General features: G+C 73.8%; 7 protein-coding genes. All 7 read right to left on the bottom strand.

Annotated elements, in window-relative coordinates:
• Positions 1–34: 34 nt before the first annotated feature.
• The 7 genes from ACFYNP_RS17175 to ACFYNP_RS17145 all read right to left on the bottom strand — a co-directional run bounded on the left by ACFYNP_RS17175 (position 35) and on the right by ACFYNP_RS17145 (position 16,749).
• Entirely contained in the window at positions 35–784 is a 750-nt protein-coding gene (locus tag ACFYNP_RS17175; RefSeq protein ID WP_388412536.1) for an SDR family NAD(P)-dependent oxidoreductase, read from the bottom strand.
• A gap of 250 nt (positions 785–1,034) precedes the next feature.
• Complete coding sequence (locus ACFYNP_RS17170) at positions 1,035–1,670, bottom strand: O-methyltransferase (RefSeq protein ID WP_388786208.1); 636 nt, start codon at positions 1,668–1,670, stop codon at positions 1,035–1,037.
• The gene (locus tag ACFYNP_RS17165; protein WP_388786206.1) at positions 1,667–2,434 is read right to left on the bottom strand and encodes a thioesterase II family protein; all 768 of its coding nucleotides are present in this window, start codon (positions 2,432–2,434) and stop codon (positions 1,667–1,669) included. Before ACFYNP_RS17165 ends, ACFYNP_RS17170 begins: the two co-directional genes overlap by 4 nt.
• Positions 2,431–3,597 carry a Gfo/Idh/MocA family oxidoreductase gene (locus ACFYNP_RS17160; RefSeq protein WP_388786204.1) on the bottom strand — a complete coding sequence of 389 codons (1,167 nt, stop codon included), beginning with the start codon at positions 3,595–3,597 and terminating at the stop codon, positions 2,431–2,433. The genes ACFYNP_RS17165 and ACFYNP_RS17160 overlap by 4 nt, the downstream gene beginning before the upstream one ends.
• Entirely contained in the window at positions 3,594–4,748 is a 1,155-nt protein-coding gene (locus ACFYNP_RS17155; RefSeq protein ID WP_388412529.1) for a saccharopine dehydrogenase NADP-binding domain-containing protein, read from the bottom strand. The genes ACFYNP_RS17160 and ACFYNP_RS17155 overlap by 4 nt, the downstream gene beginning before the upstream one ends.
• Positions 4,745–10,213 carry an amino acid adenylation domain-containing protein gene (locus ACFYNP_RS17150; RefSeq protein ID WP_388786202.1) on the bottom strand — a complete coding sequence of 1,823 codons (5,469 nt, stop codon included), beginning with the start codon at positions 10,211–10,213 and terminating at the stop codon, positions 4,745–4,747. Before ACFYNP_RS17150 ends, ACFYNP_RS17155 begins: the two co-directional genes overlap by 4 nt.
• Positions 10,210–16,749 (bottom strand): amino acid adenylation domain-containing protein, encoded by a 6,540-nt coding sequence (locus ACFYNP_RS17145; protein WP_388786200.1) that lies wholly within the window; start codon positions 16,747–16,749, stop codon positions 10,210–10,212. The genes ACFYNP_RS17150 and ACFYNP_RS17145 overlap by 4 nt, the downstream gene beginning before the upstream one ends.
• Positions 16,750–16,776: the final 27 nt, after the last annotated feature.

The following is a 16,776-nucleotide window of genomic DNA, read 5'->3' as shown; positions in this document are numbered from 1 at the left end:
ATTCCTTCCGCGTCGCCGCTTTCCGATTCGGTGATCACGCGCTACGTCCCCCGTCGATGGCGACCAGCGCACCGGTGACCCAGCCCGAGGCTTCCGGGTCCAGCAGATTGCACACCCACCCGGCGATGTCGTCGGGTGTTCCGAAGCGACCGAGCGGGGTCGCCTCGACCATGTCCGCGACCAGGTCGCGGGTGGCTCCCTCGTCGAGGCCCAGGTCCCCGTACATGGGGGTGTCCACCGGGCCCGGCAGAATGGCGTTGACCCTCACCAGCGGCGCGAGTTCACGCGCCAGCGAGCGGGTCAGACTGTTGAGCGCCGCCTTCGTCGCCCCGTACAGCGCGCGGTTGGGCATCGCGAGCGCCCCGCCGACCGACGAGACGTTCACCACGGCGCCCTGCCGTGCGCGCAGTTCGGGCAGCGCCGCGCGGATGAGGTGGACGGGGCCGAAGAGGTTGACGCCCAGCATGGCCTCCAGGTCGGAGAGGTCCGCCTTCTCGATCGGCGCGAACCGGGCGAGCCCCGCGTTGTTGACCAGGCCGTCCACCGCGCCGAACCGCTCGACGGCGGCCTCGGCCGCGGACCGCGCCCCCTGCTCGTCGCTGATGTCGGCGGGGTGGACCAGGGCCCGCTCCCCGCCCTCGGTGTCCGCCGCCTCGCGCAGCGCCTCGGCCCGGCGGCCGACCAGGGTCACCGACGCTCCGGCGGCCAGCAGCCGGCGGGCGACGGCCCGTCCGATCCCGGTTCCGGCGCCGGTGACCACCATGCTCTTTCCGTGGAGGCTCATGGACGTGTGGCCCACTTTCCTTGATCCGTGGACGGGCGGCCATCCGTGGACAGGCGACCTGGACGTGCGCTCCGACGGGAGGCGGCCGCGGGGGTCGCGGGCCGCGGACGTGCCGTCGCGGCTTACGTTAGGGCGCCGCCGGAAGAGGGAGCGGAATTCTTTCACTGGCCGAAAAGAACCCGGCCCCTGCGATGCGGGGGCGGCCCGGCCCCCGCATCGCGGGGCAACCGGGTGCCTGCGACGCGGCGGCCTACACGCGGCGGATGAGCGTGATGCCTTCCCGCACCGTGAGCACGACCTGCTCGACCCTCGGGTCGTCGCGCACCTTCTCGTTGAACGCCCGCAGCGCGACGGTGTCCTCGTTCTGGTCCAGCGGGTTGGCCACCCCGCCGAACTGGAGCACGTTGTCCGCCGCGATGACCCCGCGCTCCGAGAGCAGCGGCAGCACCCGGTCGTAGTACGCGCTGTAGCCCGTCTTGTCCGCGTCCAGGAAGACGAAGTCGAACGGGCCCTGGAGGTCGTCGAGTTGGTCGAGGGCCGGCCCCTCGCGCAGCTCGATCCGGTCCGCCCAGGGGGAGGCCGCGATGTGCCGGCGGGCGATCTCGGCGTGCACCGGGTCGATCTCGCACGTCACCAGGCTGCCGCCGGGCGGGAGTTGGGCCGCCATCGACAGCGCGGAGTAGCCGGTGAACGTGCCGATCTCCAGGACCCGGCGCGGGCGCAGCATGTGCAGCAGCATCGCGAGGAAGCGGCCCTCCATCGGGCCCACCATCATCTGCGGCAGATCGCAGACCTTGCGGGTCTCCTCGGCGAGCGCGGCCAGCCAGGGCGGCTCGCCGGTGGAGAACTCCTCGGCGTACGCGTCGACCTTCGGCCTGACGATCATGGGTTCTCCCTGTCGGCGGTGGTCAGCAGCCAGGAGGCGAGGGCCTCTTCCCGGCCGCGGAGGTAGAAGTGGTCCCCGTCGAAGAGGCGGAACGCGAAGGCGCCGCCGGTCACTTCGGCCCAGGCCCGTGCCTCGGGCTCGGTGACCTCGGGGTCCTTGTCGCCCAGGCACGCGGCGACCGCGCAGCTCACCCGGGTGTCGAGGCGCGGCCGGTAGCGCTCGACCAGGCGGTAGTCGGCCCGCAGGGTCGGCAGGACGACCTTGCGCACCTGCGCGTTGTCCAGCAGCGCGGCGGGAGTCGCGCCGAGCCGGGACAGTTCGTACCACAGGGCCGCGTCGTCCAGGTGCTTGTCGCCGGGCTTGTGGAAGCGGGGTGCCGGGCGGCCGGACACGGCGAGCAGGGACGGGCCCACGCCGTGCCGGGTCTCCAGGCGGGCGGCCACCTCGTGGGCGACGGCCGCGCCCATGCTGTGCCCGAAGAACAGCACCTCGCGGTCGAAGGCGGGCAGCAGCGCGTCGCTCACGCGCGCCACCAGGCGGTCCATGTCGTCGATGTGCGGCTCCTCCAGCCGGTCCTCGCGCCCGGGGTACTGCACGACGACCGGCTCCACCCACGGCGGCATGCGCTTGGCGAACGGACGGTAGAAGCTGGCCGAGCCGCCGCCGTGCGGAAAGATCACGAGCCGTCGGCGCGCGCCCGGCCGGGGCCAGTAGCAGCGGAACCAGGTGCGGTAGGGCGCGTCCGCGCCCGGTGGCCTGTTCACGGGCCGCTCCTCGGGGCGAGGCCGGGGGTGGGGCCGGGGTCGGGAGCAGGGGCGAACGGACCCGCGTCGACCGCGGCGCCGGCCAGTACTTCGGGCGCGCCGCCCCGGTGCAGACGTACGGGGCCGAACCGCTCGGTGGCCTCGGCGGTCAGCCGGCACAGCGCCAGGTGGTACTGGCCCTCCTTGGCGGGGTCCTCGCCCGACGCGACGGCCGTCCGCAGCGCCCCGAGCGCACGGGCCGCGGCCTGGGGCCACAGCTCGCCCAGGATCCCCCGCTGGTCCGGCGCGGTGGCCGGGCCGAGCGGTTCGGCGCTGGGGAAGGCGAAGGAGGGGTCCGCCGACTCGGCCAGGGTGGCGGTGGTGCGGATGTCCTGCGGCATGTGCGGGCGGGGGCTCCACAGCAGCGGGCCGTGGGTGTTGGCGAGGGTGAGATGGCCGCCCTCGGTGTGCAGGGTGATCCGGTGGAAGAGGTGGATGTGGTTGTCGGGGTCCCCGGGGTCCATGTCGTTCTGGAGCCGCAGGCTGAGCGGCACTCCGCCGACCACCCCGTCCAGGCTCCGGTACACGGGTGCCGAGTCCGTCAACTCGGCTGCTCCGGACGGCAGTTGTGAGGGACCACCCAGGACGAAGGGGCGTACTCCGCCCAGCAGGCGGCCGATGATGTCGAAGGTGGTGTAGAGCACCTGGAAGGAGCACGCCGCGTCGATGTGCAGCGGCCGCTGGCGGGCCAGCAGCCGGCGTGCCGTGGCGATGAACCTGCGCACCGGCTCCACGTGCGGGTAGTGCGTGTTCAGTCGGTAGGCCACCCGGTGTTCGCGGGCGGCCCGCAGGCAGTCGGCCAACTCCCGCTGGTGGAGCGGGTGTTCCTGGAGGACGTGGTGCCCGCGCGCCATCAGGTCCTGGGCGAGGCGGGCGCCGGGACCGCCGTTGATCCCGGCGCCCACGACGACGGCGCACGCCTCCACGTCCTTGGGCACGGCGTCCACCTCGGTGAACAGCGGCACCCCGTAGTGCTCGGCGACCCGGCGCGAGCGTTCACTGCCCCGGGCGAGCACGCCCGCCGGTTCGTACGGCGAGTCGGCGCGGGCGGCCCCGGCGAGGTAGATCCGGCCGAACTTGGTGCCGCACACCACCAGCCGGGGCCGCCGCCCGGCCGCGCTCACAGCTCGCCCTCCTCGGTGTCACCGGCTTCGGCGAGCGGAACGCGGTAGGTCTCGAACAAGGACACCTCGTCCAGCTTCGCCACCCGCTCCACCACCGAGGACGGGTCGAGCACATCGGCCGCGTAGTGCACACCGGTCGGCGCCGAGCCCTCCACCAGGGCGCTCGCCGCGAGGGCCGCGACGAGCCCGGTGAGCCGGTAGGTGTCCCCGGCCCGCAGCACGAGACTCCGGGTCGCGGGCGCCCCCGCATGACGCCCTGTCAGTTCCAGTGCGAAGAGCTGGTAGGGGGCGCGGCCGAACAGGTCCAGGGCGGCCGCGTCGATGAGTTCACGGGCGGCCGGCGCCAGATCGCTCTGGCCGGCCATGGCGCCCTGGAGCCGGCTGAGCGTCTTGAGCATGTGGGAGCCGCCGTCGAACACGTTGTACCAGTCCACCGTGGACAGGCCGAGGTCCCGGGCGAGCCGCTCGATCTCGTAGCTCAGATACGGGTAGGCGCTGACCGTGCCGGGGAAGAACGGGAGCCGCACATCGGCGAGCGGAGTGAGCGCGCGCAGCACCCGTGCCCCGTCCCGCCAGGCCGACTGGGCCTCCCCGTAGCCGCCGCCGAGACTGAGCAGATAGTCGGCGGCGCCCGCCGGGGTGAGCCGGTCCATGGTGCCCGCGTACGCGGTGAGCCGGCTCGGCTCGCTCAGGTCCTGGGCGGCGAGCCAGCGCGGAAGCAGACCGGTGAGGCCGGGCATCATGCCCGCCGTGAGCAGCGCGGTGCGGCCGCTCTCGGCCAGGCGCTGCTCGGACAGGGCCCGGTGCACGGGTTCGTCGCCGCCGGCGTCCACGTAGTCGGCGCCCGCCGCGAGGGCGACCTTGGCCACGGTGTCCAGGACGACGTAGGAGGGGCCCGCGCAGTTGACGACGATGTGGCTGCCCCGGCAGAAGGCGTCGAGCGAGGCCGCGTCGGCGGTGTCCGCAGGGGCGGACTCCACCGGACCCGGCCGGCCGGTCGCCTTGAGCCCGGCCGCCAGTGCCTCGGCCTGTCCGGGGTCGCGTCCGCCGATGCGCAGCGTCGCCCCGGGGTGTGCGGAGGCCAGTTCCTGGGCCACGACGCGGCCCACCGCGCCATAGCCGCCGAGGACCGCGATGGTCGGAGCGTTCACGCTTGGTTCTCCTTCTCCGTACGGACATCGGTGAGCAGGGCCGCGATACGGGCGGCGCGCGCCGGGTCCAGGCAGTCGAAGTGGGTGCCGGGGGCGTCGATCCTTCGCACCTCACCCAGACAGCCGGCGCTCCACCACTCGGTCATGTCCGCGCGCAGCGTCGGCCACAGCGCGATCTCGTCGGTGTGCAGGACCAGGGTGAGGTCGCCCGCGTACGCCTCCGGGCGGTGCGCCGCGCAGGCGTCGGCCAGTGCGCGTCCTGCCCGCAGCCGCGGACGCACGTCCTGGGCGTCGGTGCCGAGCGCGGCGGCGAGCGCCGCGAGCCGCTCCTGTTCGGGCCGGGCCGCGTACTGGCCGAAGGACCGGGCGAGTGGGGCGTGCGGGCCGTCGAGGCGGGCCAGGGCGCCGTCGGGCACCCGCCCCGGCGTCGCGGCGAGCACGGCGGCGAGCGCGGGCCCGACCAGGGTGTCCCCGGGCAGCCCGAGCACGGCCGGGTCGAGGCCCGCGCCGAGGGCGAAGAGGTACTCGGCGAACGCGTCGTCCTCGACCACCGCCGGCAGCGGATAGCTGCTGATCACCGTGAGGTCGACCTCGGCGCCGCCCTCCGCGAGCAGCCGTGCCGTCTCGGCCGCGAGCACCCCGCCCACATGCGCTCCCACCAGGTGGAAGCGGGTGTGGCCGGTGGCCCGCAGGGTCTTGGCCCGGTCATGGGCGATGCGCTCGACGAGCACGGCCGGTGTGGCGTCCGCGTAGTCGGTCAGCGGATGGCTCGCCGAGAGGTCGAGGAGCGGGCCCGCGTCCTCCAGCGGGGCGCACAGCGCGGCGTACCGCTCGGCCGTGCCGAACCCCTCGGCGCAGGTGGCCCACACACCCTCGTCGTCCGCGCCGCCGCCCAGGAACGCGGCGGGCGCTGCCGGGGCGCTCGGCTGCCCGGCGGTCTGCTCGCCGTCGATCTGGCCGGTGGCGAGCAGGGCGGCCAGCCGGGCCACGGAGGCGCCGTTGAGGACCTCGCGCAGCAGCTCGTCGAAGAAGGTGTGCTTGGCCTCGGCCACCTCCTCGCGCAGCACGCCCACCACCTGGGCGGCGAGCAGCGAGTCGCCGCCCGCCTCGTAGAACGTCTCCTCGCGGCCGACCGCCGTCGTGCCGAGCACCGTGCACCACGCGGCCTGGATGCGCTGCTCCAGGTCGGTCATGGGCACCCGGTCGCCCGCCCCGGCGCGCTGCTCGACCGCGCCCCTGGGCAGCAGCCAGGAGGCGAGGGTGCGCCGGTCCGTCTTGCCGTTGTCGGTCAGCGGCAGCGCGTCGACCAGCTGGAGGTGGGCCGGGACCATCTCCTCGGGCAGCCGCTCGGCGACGTGGCCGAGCACCTCGGCCGCGTTCACCGGCACCCGGTCCTGCTTGAACTGCACCGCGAAGACGTGCATGCCGATGGTGGACAGCGGGTCCTTGGTGTCCGGCAGGCACACCACGGTCTCGCCGCCGGCCCCCTCGATCAGGTCGAGCCACTGGTCACGGGCGACGAAGGTCTGGTCCGCTCCCTTGCGGACGTCCTCGAAGTCGCCGTTGGTGGCGTCGAAGAGGAACTCCATCGACGTCAGGATCTGGTAGTTGTCCCGGGTCGTCTCGATGAAGATGAGCCAGCCGCCCGGCGCGAGCATCTCCCGCATCCGGTCCAGGACCACCGAGGCGTCGCGCGAGTAGTGCATGACGTTGCCGCACAGGATGACGTCGAGTGAGTTGGGCTCGATGCCCTGCGGGCGGTACTCCTCGTTCATGTCGAAGAGCTGGTAGTTCACCCACGGGAAGTCGGTGAAGCGCTCGGCCGCCTTGTTCAGGAAGAACTGCGACACATCGGTGAACAGGTACGAGCAGTCGCTCCCGGCCAGCCGGGGCACCGCCTCGACGCTCACCCCGCCCACGCCCGCGCCGACTTCGAGCAGCCGCAGGGTGCCGCGCGGGGCGTGCTCCTGGGCGATCCGCTGGACGACGGAGGTCGCGACCCGGTTGAGGTAGGAGTTGAGGAAGCCCTCGGTGTAGGCCGCCTCCTGGATCTCCAACCGGCCCTCGGGGAAGAGGAGTTGAACGGGATCCTGCTCGTCGCGCAGCAGTTGCGGCAGATGGGCCGTGGCCGTGCGGAAGTAGCTGAGGAGTTCCGAGCCGTCCTGGGCGGTGGGCAGCGCCTCGTCCACCCGCAGCCACGCCGCGTCGACCGAACCGGGCTCGGCCCGCAGAAGGGCGCGGTACTCGCCGTCCTCGGGCGAGCGCTCCATATACCCCTCGCGTTCGAGAGCGGCGAGCCAGCGGCGCACCAGGCGGTGGTGCTTGGGCGCGACGCCCGCGGCCGACAGGATCGTCTCCAGCGTGTGCCGGTCGTCCGCCGTGGCGAACAGCCCGCTGTTCTGGAGCACGTCCATCATCGCGAGCAGCGCCGCCTCGTCCAGACGCCGGGCGAACCCGACGACCTGCTCGGCGTTCACCCCGGCCCGCACCTCCTCGCCGTCGGCGGTCACCGCCTCCACCAGGGCGCTGTCCCGCTCGGCCGCGCCCGCGGGCACGCGCGCGGTCTCGGCGAACGCCATCAGGCGCCGCTCCCACGGGCGTTCGCCCTCCACGAGCACGACACAGTCGGCCACGGCCGGGTGGCTGCGCAGGGCCGCCTCCACCTCCGCCGTCTCGATGCGGTGGCCCCGGATCTTCACTTGGCGGTCGTCCCGGCCGAGGAACTCGATCTCCCCGTCGGGCAGATACCGTCCCAGGTCCCCGGTGCGGTAGAGCCGCTCGCCGGTGCGCGGATGGGTCGGGAAGCGCTCGGTGGTCCGTGCCTCGTCGCCGAGGTAGCCGAGCGCGAGCCCGACGCCGGCGATGTACAGCTCGCCCGCCACCAGGTCGGGGCAGGGCGCCAGCGCCGCGTCCAGGACGTGGAAGCGCTGGTTGGTGAGCGGCCGCCCGTACGGGATGGAGGGCAGCCCGGGGGTCACCTCGCCGATGGGGTGCAGGATCGACCAGATCGACGCCTCGGTCGCGCCGCCGAGAGACGTCACGGTCAGGCCCGGCACCTTGGCGCGGATGGAGTCGGGCAGCGAGACCGGTATCCAGTCGCCGGACAGCAGCGCCAGGCGCAGCGAGGGCAGGGGAAGTGGTTCGGTGCCGAGGTACTCGTTCACCATGTGCAGCTGCGCGGGCACGGAGTTCCACAGGGTGACGCCGTGCCGGGCGACGAGGTCGGCCCAGTGCGAGGGGTCCGCGCGCCGGTCGGGATCGGGCAGGACGAGCGCGCCGCCCGCGGCAAGCACCCCGAACACGTCGTAGACGGACAGGTCGAAGCCGAGGTTGGCGAGGGCGAGGACGCGGTCGTCCGGGCCGACCGCGAACCGCTCGTTGATGTCGTCGATCGTGTTCACCGCGCCGCGGTGGCTGATCATGACGCCCTTGGGGCTGCCCGTGGACCCGGAGGTGTAGATGACGTAGGCGAGATCGTCGGGCGCCCGCGGCGGGGCGACCGGGGTCGTCGGCACCGGCTCCAGCGTGTCCACCTCGATGGCGGTGACGCCCTCGGGCAGGACGGTCCGGCCCGAACGCACCAGCGCGCAGCCGACCTTGGCGTCCCGGAGCATCTGCTCGCGGCGCGCCTCGGGCTGGTGGGTGTCGACGGGGACGTAGACGGCGCCGGCCAGCAGCGTGCCGAGGACGGCCACCACCTGTTCCCAGCTCTTGTCCATCACGACGCCGACCAGGTCGCCCGGCGCGCAGCCCGCGCCCTTGAGTGCGGCCGCGACGGCGTGCGCCCGGGCGGCCACCTCGCCATGGGTGAGGACCCTGTCGCCGCTGATCACGGCGGGGGTTTCGGGCGAGCGGGCGGCCGCCGCGAACGCGCCCTCGTGCAGCAGGGCTTCGGACAGCGGCCCCTCGGTGGCGTTGGCCACGGCGCGGCGGGCGCTCTGCTCGGCGGGCAGCTCGGCCGGCACCGCCAGGTCCCACACGCCGGGGTCGGCGGCCATCCGCTCCACGAGGGTGCGGAAGGAGGCGAACATCGCCTCCACCACTCCGTCCGCCAACACCCCTTCGCGAACGTCCCAGTTGAGCGAGAGGCCCTCGCCGTCCTCCATGACCTGGCAGTCGATCCACACCTGCGGGGTCTGGCTGATGCCGTGCACCAGCCGGCCCTCGGTGTCGTCGGCCGGTGCGGACGCGGCGTCCCCGAGCCCGATGGCACTGGTGAAGACGACCGGCATCAGGGCCGCGTCCTGCCCGCGCCTGCGGGCGATCTCGCGCATCACCTCGACACCGGTGAACAGCCGGTGGTCCAGGTCCTCGAAGAGCCGGCCCACCAGCTGCTTGCCCCGCTCGGCGAACGTGCCGCCGGACGAGCGGTCGACTTCGAGCAGCTCGACAGAGGTGAAGTCCCCTACCAGCGAGCCGACTTGGGGATGCAGCGGCAAGCGGTTCAGGAGGGTGAGGTCGAGCGTGAAGCGCTGCCGGTTGCACCAGCGGCCGACGACCTCCGCGTACGCGGCGAGCACCGCACCCGACGGGGTGAGGCCGCGCGCGGTCGCGGTGTCGCGCAGCGCCTGCCAGTCCGGCCGGGACAGCGCCATCCGATGGCGTACGAAGCGGGCCGGGCCCTCCGCGGCCGGGGCGTCCCGCATCGGGAACGCGGGGGCCGGGGGCAGCTCGTCGACGCGGTCCAGCCAGTAGGCGCGGTCGCGCTCGTATCGGGTGCTCTGACGCAGCCCGCGTTCGGCGAGCAGATAGTCCCGGAAGGTGACGGGCAGATCGGGCAGGGAAGCGGACGGGTCCGCGTACAGGGTGCGCAGCTCGTCGAGCAGGAGGTTGATCGAGACGTAGTCGGCGATCAGGAAGTCCAGCGAGACGTGCAGCAGCGCGTGGTCGGCGAAGAGGGTGGCCCGCAGCTCGAACAGCGGCCACACGCCGGCCGGCCTGATCTCGTGGTCCATCGCGTCCCGCTGCGCGGCCAGCGCCGCCCCGGCGTGCTCCGGGGTGGCCTCGCGCAGGTCGGTGACCTCGATGCGGTACGGGGCCACGGCCGTCAGAACCCGCTGGGAGCCCTCCTCGTCGACGACGGCCCGCAACATGTCGTGCCTCTCGACAAGGAGCTGCCAGGCCTGTTCCATCCGGGCCGGGTCGAGGCTGGTGAAGCGCAGCTCCCCGTACGCGTGGCAGGCGACGCCGCCGTACGCGAAGAGGTCCTTGCGGCCGAGCAGATAGGCGGTCTGCACATCGGTGAGCGGGAAGGGGGTGTGGCGGTCGTCGGGGTGGTGCACGACCGTGCTGCGGGTGCGCTCCGCGCGCAGGTGGTCGAGCACCTGCTCCTTGTGGGCGCGCAGCGCCGCGCGGCGCTCGTCGGTCAGCGCACCCTGGGGGGCGCGGAACCGCAGCCGTCCCGACTCCTCCCACAACTCGACCCCGGCGGCCTCCAGTTCGGCCAAGAGCCCGGCGATGTTCATAGGGTTCCCTCTTCCATGGCGGTCAGGGCGGTCGTGTTCCGTTGCTCCTGGACGAGCGCGGCGAGCGCGCTCACGGTGGGCGCGGCGAAGAACTGACGTAGTGTCAATCGCAGTCCGGTGGCGCGGTACAGCTCTTCGGCGGCCCGGGTGGCGGTGAGGCTGTCCCCGCCGAGCAGGAAGAAGCTCTCGCCGCGTCCCACCCGTTCGGTCTCCAGTACCGCGCCGAAGACGCCGGCGACCAGCTGCTCAAGCTCTCCTCGGGGAGGCTCGCCCCGGTCGGGACCGGCGCCCGCTCCGGACACGAGGTCGGTGAGGGCGGCGCGGTCCACCTTGCCGTTGGCGGTCAGCGGCAGCCGCTCCACGGCCTCGATCCGGTCCGGGATCATGTAGTGCGGCAGCCGTTCGACGAGCGTGGCGCGCAGCGCTTCGGTGTCGGGCGCCATGCCGGTGTCGGAGACGACGAAGGCGACGATGCGATGGCGCGGACGCTCCCCGACGGTCAGCGCCACCGCGCGGGCCACGCCCGGCGCCGAGCCGAGCGCCGCCTCGATCTCGCCCAGCTCGATCCGGTGCCCGCCCACCTTCACCTGATGGTCGGCGCGGCCCAGGAATTCGAGCACCGCCCCCGGCCGGTAGCGGCCGAGGTCGCCGGTGCGGTACCAGCGCTCTCCCGCGTGCGTGACGAACCGCTCGGCGGTGCGCACCGGATCGCCCCGGTAGCCCTCGGCCACGCCGGCGCCGCCGATCCACAGCTCACCGGGCACCCAGTCGGGGCAGTCCCGGGCGTGCGCGTCGGCCACGCGATAGCGCTGGTTGCGCAGGGGAGTGCCGTACGGAATGGACGGCCAGTTCTCCAACAGACCGTCCACCACATGGTAGTTGGACCAGATCGCGGCCTCGGTGGCGCCGCCCAGCGCGACCAGGCGACAGTGCGGGGCCCGTTCGGCGAGCCGGCCCGGCAGATCCAGACCCACCCAGTCGCCGGAGACCAGCGCCAGGCGCAGCCCGTCGAGCGCGGGCCCGTCGGCCGCTGCCACCAGGAGCATGTCGAGCAGTGCGGGCACCGTGTTCCACAGGGTCACCCCGTGGTCGCGGACCGAGCCGAGCCAGCGGTGCGCCTCGCGGCGGTCTTCCTCGGCGACGAGGACGAGCGCCCCGCCCGCCGACAGCGGCCCGAAGATGTCGTAGACGGACAGGTCGAAGTCGAGTGCGGAGACGGCCAGGACCCGGTCCTCGGCACCCACGCCGAACCGCTCGTTGATGTCCTCCACCGTGTTGGCCGCCGCCCGGTGGGTGATCTCGACGCCCTTCGGCTCGCCCGTCGAACCCGAGGTGAAGATGGTGTACGCGAGGCTGTCCTCGGCCACCTCGACGGGCCCGGCCAGCGGCTCGGCGCCGAACGCCGCTTCCACGTCGAGGAGTTGGACCCCTTCGGGCCAGTCCCCGGACGCGCCCCCGGTGAGCGCCACCCGCGCCCCGGCGTTGGCCAGGATGCGGGCGCGGCGCGCCGACGGCTGGTCCACGCCCACCGGAACGTACGCGGCTCCCGCGGCCAGCACACCGAGCACCGCGGCGATCTGGTCCGGCCCCTTGGGCAGGACGACGGCGACCATGTCCGCGGGCCGCACCTGCGCCTTCCGCAGCGCCCCGGCGACGGAGAGGGCGCGGGCGGCCAGGCCCGCGTAGTCCAGCGTGCCGGACCCGCCCCACAGCAGGGCGGGGCGCTCCGGTGCGGTGCGGGCCCGCGCGAAGAACGCCTGGTGCAGCAGCCCGCCGCCGGCCGGGGCCTCGGTGGCGTTGGCGGCGGCACGGGCCGCGCGCTGGGCGGCCGGGAGCGGCACGGTGACCTCGGCAGTCCAGTCCGCCGCGCACAAGGTGCGCAGCAGCCGCTCGTACGCACCGAACATGTCGGCCACGACGCCGTCCGGGAACAGTTCCTCCACCACGTCCCAGTTGATGGCGAGCCCGCCGTCCCGCTCGACCACCTGGCAGTCCAGCCAGACCTGCGGGGTCTGGGAGAGGCCGTAGACCTGCTCCCCGAACGGCATGCGCAGATCGGCGAGCTTGTCCGAGACGCCGAGCGTGCTGGTGAAGACGACCGGCATGGGGGAGTCCATCACCCCGTCGCGCAGGGCGAGTTCGCGAAGGACCCAGATCGCCGAGACCGAGCTGTGCTGGAGGCCGTCCCAGATCTGCTGCTGGAAGCGGCGCGCGGCGGACGCCCAGCCCTCGCCCGCCCGCGGCCGGTGGCCGACCAGGAGCAGCGAGGTGAAATCACCCACGATGTCGTTGATGTCGGGGTGGACCTCGCGCCGGTCGAACAGCGTGAGGTTCAACGTGACGTCCGGGTGCGCGCTCCAGGCGGCGAGGACGTCCGCGAACGCGGTGGCCAGCAGCGCGGAGGGCGTGAGCCCCACCTCGCGGCCCCGCGCGGTGAGCGTCGCCCAGGTGTCCGGCTCCAGGGCGAACTCGCGCCGGGCGAAGCGGGGCGCGGTCACCAGCGCCGGGTCCACGGCGAGCGGCAGCGCGGGTGCGGGCGGCAGGTCGTCGAGCCGGGCCCGCCAGTAGTCCCGGTCGGCCGCGAGGTCGTCGTCGGCGGGCGCGGCCTGGAGGACGTAGTCCCTGAACGACACGCCCAGGGAAGGGAGTTGGGTGCGCGGGGCGCGGTAGAGGGTGGACAGCTCCCAGAACAGGGTCATGATGCTCAGCGCGTCGAGCACGATGTAGTCGAAGCCGAAGGCGATCCGGGTTCTGCCGGCGCCGTAGCGCGTGGCGGCGATGTCGAACAGCGGCCAGCTGCCCACGTCGAAGACCCGGTGGTCCATGGCGGCGCGCTGGCGGGCGAGCGCCGACTCCTCGTCACCGGGCGCCGCGTCCGTGACGGTGAGGCGGAACCGGGGCACCTTCGGCAGGATCTTCTGGTTGCCGTCGTCGTCGAAGACGGCCCGCATCATCTCGTGCCGCTCCACCAGGCGGTTCCAGACGTCCTCCAGAAGGGCGAGGTCCACGTCCTGGCCGTCGAACTCCCAGTACCAGTACGAGCCGACGCCGCCCAGCGTGAAGTCGGAGCCCCGGCCCAGCCAGTAGGCGCGCTGGACGTCGGTCGCCGGGAACGGCTCGCCGCGCCGTGCCAGGTCGGCGGTGACGGTGGGCAGCCGGGTCGGGCGGCCCGGAGTGAGTCCGGCGGCGAAGTCCCGCAGGGTCGGAGCGGCGAACAGGCGCCCGAGGTCGGCGTCGTGCAGGCCCTCCGCCTTGAGCCGGGTGAGCAGCCGGGTGGCGAGCAGGCTGTCGCCGCCGAGCGCGAAGAAGTCGTCCGTGCGGCCCACCCGTTCGGTTCCGAGCAGTTCCGCCCAGAGCGCCGCGACGGCCGTCTCCACGGGGCCCTCCGGCGGCACATGGGCGGTGCTCGCGCGGGGCACGCCGGACAGCAGCTCCGTCAGCGCGGCGCGATCCACCTTCGCGTTGGCGTTGAGCGGCAGCGGGGCCACGGAGGTGATCCGGTCGGGAACCATGTGGGCGGGCAGCAGCGCGGCCAGATGCGCCCGCAAGGCGGTGAACCGCGCCACTCCGTCCGGGAGTTCACCTCTCTGCTCGCGCTCGGACGCGTCGGGGCCCAGCACCACGGCCGCGGCGAGCCGGCGCGGCTCGTCGCCGACGGGCACCACGGCGGCGGCCGTCACGTCCGGGTGCGAGAGCAGGGCGGCCTCGATCTCGCCGGGCTCGATGCGGTGCCCCCGGATCTTGACCTGGAAGTCGGACCTGCCGAGGAATTCGAGGGTGCCGTCCGGCCAGTAGCGGGCCAGGTCGCCCGTGCGGTACCAGCGCAGGCCCTCGTACCTGATGAACCGGTCGGCGGTGCGCTCCGGGTCCCCCCGGTATCCGTCGGCCACCGAGGCGCCGCCGATCCACAGCTCGCCCGGCACCCAGTCCGGCCGGTCGTGGCCGTACGGGTCGGCCACCCGGCACCGCTGATTGGCCAGTGGGACGCCGTACGGCACGCAACGTCCGTAAGGGACAGGCCTGTTGGTCTCGTACACGGTGGAGTGGATGGCGGTCTCGGTGGTGCCGCCGAGTCCGGCGAAGCGCAGCCCGGGGAAGACCTCTGCCGCCCGCTCGGCCAGGGCGACCGGCACCCGGTCGCCGCCGAGCAGGGCCACCCGGAGGCCGCGCGCGCCGCCCTCGGCCTCGGCGGCCTCCAGGAACATGGCGAACAGGGTCGGCACGCAGTTGACGACGGTGACGTCGTACTCCTGTGCCAGGGCGAGCCAGGCACGGGCGTCGCGCCGCTCGGGCTCGCTCACGACGACCACCGCGCCGCCCGCCGACAGGGGGCCGAAGATGTCGTACACGGACAGGTCGAAGTCGAGCGCGGAGACCGCGAGGGTCCGGTCGTCGGGCCCCACCGAGAAGTGCTCGCCCAGTGCGGCGATGGTGTTGCCGGCCGCCCGGTGGGAGACCACGACGCCCTTCGGCGCGCCGGTGGAACCCGAGGTGTAGATCAGGTACGCGGGTGCGCCGGTGTCCGGCGCCGCCGGCGCGTCGATTGGGCGCGCGGCGGCGGACTCGGCGAGCGTGGCGGCGGTGACCTCGGCGCGGGCGCCGCTGGACTGTTGGATGCGGGCGCGGCGCTCGGCGGGCTGGTCCACGCCGACCGGTACGTAGACGCCACCCGCCGCGAGGACTCCGAGGACGGCGACGATCTGGTCCGGGCCCTTGGGCAGGGTGACCAGGACCGTCTCGCCGGGCGTCAGACCGCGCTCGCGCAGCGCCCCGGCGAGCCGCAGGGCGCGGTCGGCGACCTCGCCGTAGCTGAGCGCGCCGTCGCGCGAGAGGAGTGCCGCCCGGCCGGGGTCGGCGGCGGCCCGCGCGAAGAACGCGGTGTGCAGCGGGGCGTCGGGCAGCTCGCGGGTGGTGGCGTTCGCCGCCGCGCGTACTTCGCGCTGCCGGGCGGGGAGCAGATCGGGCAGCGGGCCGTCCCAGTCGGCGCCCGGGGCGGTCAGACGGGACACCAGGGTGCGCAGGGCCGCGAACATCGCGTCCACGGCGCCCTCCGGGAAGAGCGCGTCCACCGCCTCCCAGTTGAGCCGGATCCCGTCGGCCTCCTCGACCACCTGGAGGTCCATCCACACCTGCGGGGTCTGCGAACTCATCCAGGCGGGCTCGCCCAGGACGCCGCGCACCTCCGGCCCGAACAGCTCGCCCATGCTGAGCGCACTGGTGAACACGACCGGGGCGAGGGCCGCGCCCCGCCGGGTACGGGCCAGGTCGCGCAGCACCTCGGTGCCGGGGTAGTCCCCGTGCGCGGCGGCCTCCCGGAAGGCCGCCTGCACCTGACGGGCCCGCGCGGCGAAGGAGTCCGCCTGCTGGGGCTCGACGGTCAGCAGCAGCAGACTCGTGAAGTCACCCACCAGGGAAGGGACTTCGGGATGTACGGGGTCGCGGTCGAAGAGCGGCAGATTGAGCAGGAAGCGCTCCTCGGCGCTCCACAGCGCCAGCACCTGGGCGTAACAGGCGGCGAGCGCCATGGAGGGGCTGACTCCGTGCGTGCGCGAAAGGGTCAGGAGCCGCTCGTGTTCGGCGGCGCCCAGCAGATGGCTGCGCCGGGTCGTGCGCGCGTCACGGATCTGCTCCGGGGCCGCCGCCAGGGGGAGTTGGGGTCCGCCCGGCAGCGTGGCGAGCCGCGACGTCCAGTAGGCGCGGTCCCGCTCCCGGCCCTCGGCGGGGTGTGCGGTGCGCTCGGCGAGGTAGCGCCGGTAGCTGTAGGCGGAGGGCTCGGGGCGCTCGTCCGGGCGGTCGTAGTGGCGGGCCAGATCCGCGATCACGATGCGGAAGCTCATCGCGTCGCAGACCAGCATGTCGATGTCGATGTGCAGCCGCCCGGCGCCGCCGGGGAGCAGGGTGAGCCGGACATCGAGGACCTGGCCGCGCGCCACGTCCATCCGCTGGTGCGACAACTCCCCGCGCAGGCGCGTGAGTTCGGCGTCGCACTCGTCGGACGGCAGGGCGCGCAGATCGTGCACGCCGGCCAGACCGGTGGGTGCCGGGTCGATCTGCTGGGTGCCGTCGTCGAGGAACCGGGCCCGCAGCATGGGGTGGCGGGTGGTGAGGGAGCGCAGCGCGGCATCGAGGCGCTCGGGCTCCAGGGCCGGGCCGTCGAACTCGAAATAGAAGTGGCTCCCGGAACCGAGCGCCTGGCCCTCGGCGCGGCCGATCCAGTAGGCGTGCTGCATGGGGGCCAGGGGAAACGGCGCCCGCTCGTCGAGCTCCGTGTACGCGTCGTCGCGGGCGGTCCCGTCGGCGGAGTCCCGGGGCTTGTCGCTGTCCCGGCCGCCGGGCCGGCCGCTCGCCAGCGTCCACCAGTCGCGGAGCCGGGGCTGCTCGATCAGCTCGCCGAACGTGACCGCCACGCCCTCCCGGCGCCACAGCCCGGCGAGCCGCATGACGCCCATCGAATCCAGCCCCCGGGCCACCAGGTCGTCGTCGTCGAGGATGGACGCGACAGGTTCCTCCAGCAGGTCCGCTACGGCCCTGCGCATGTCATCGAGCGAAATTCCCATGGGTGC

This window comes from Streptomyces sp. NPDC006691, assembly GCF_042869955.1.
Lineage (GTDB): Bacteria > Actinomycetota > Actinomycetes > Streptomycetales > Streptomycetaceae > Streptomyces.
Note: the sequence above shows the minus strand (reverse complement) of the source record. Positions and strands in the feature narration are given on the sequence as shown.

Bases quoted from the DNA above. Each gene is read 5' to 3' on its own strand.
- ACFYNP_RS17175 (WP_388412536.1), bottom strand. From the start codon at position 784: ATGAGCCTCCACGGAAAGAGCATGGTGGTCACCGGCGCCGGAACCGGG.
- ACFYNP_RS17170 (WP_388786208.1), bottom strand. From the start codon at position 1,670: ATGATCGTCAGGCCGAAGGTCGACGCGTACGCCGAGGAGTTCTCCACC.
- ACFYNP_RS17150 (WP_388786202.1), bottom strand. From the start codon at position 10,213: ATGAACATCGCCGGGCTCTTGGCCGAACTGGAGGCCGCCGGGGTCGAG.
- ACFYNP_RS17145 (WP_388786200.1), bottom strand. From the start codon at position 16,749: ATGCGCAGGGCCGTAGCGGACCTGCTGGAGGAACCTGTCGCGTCCATC.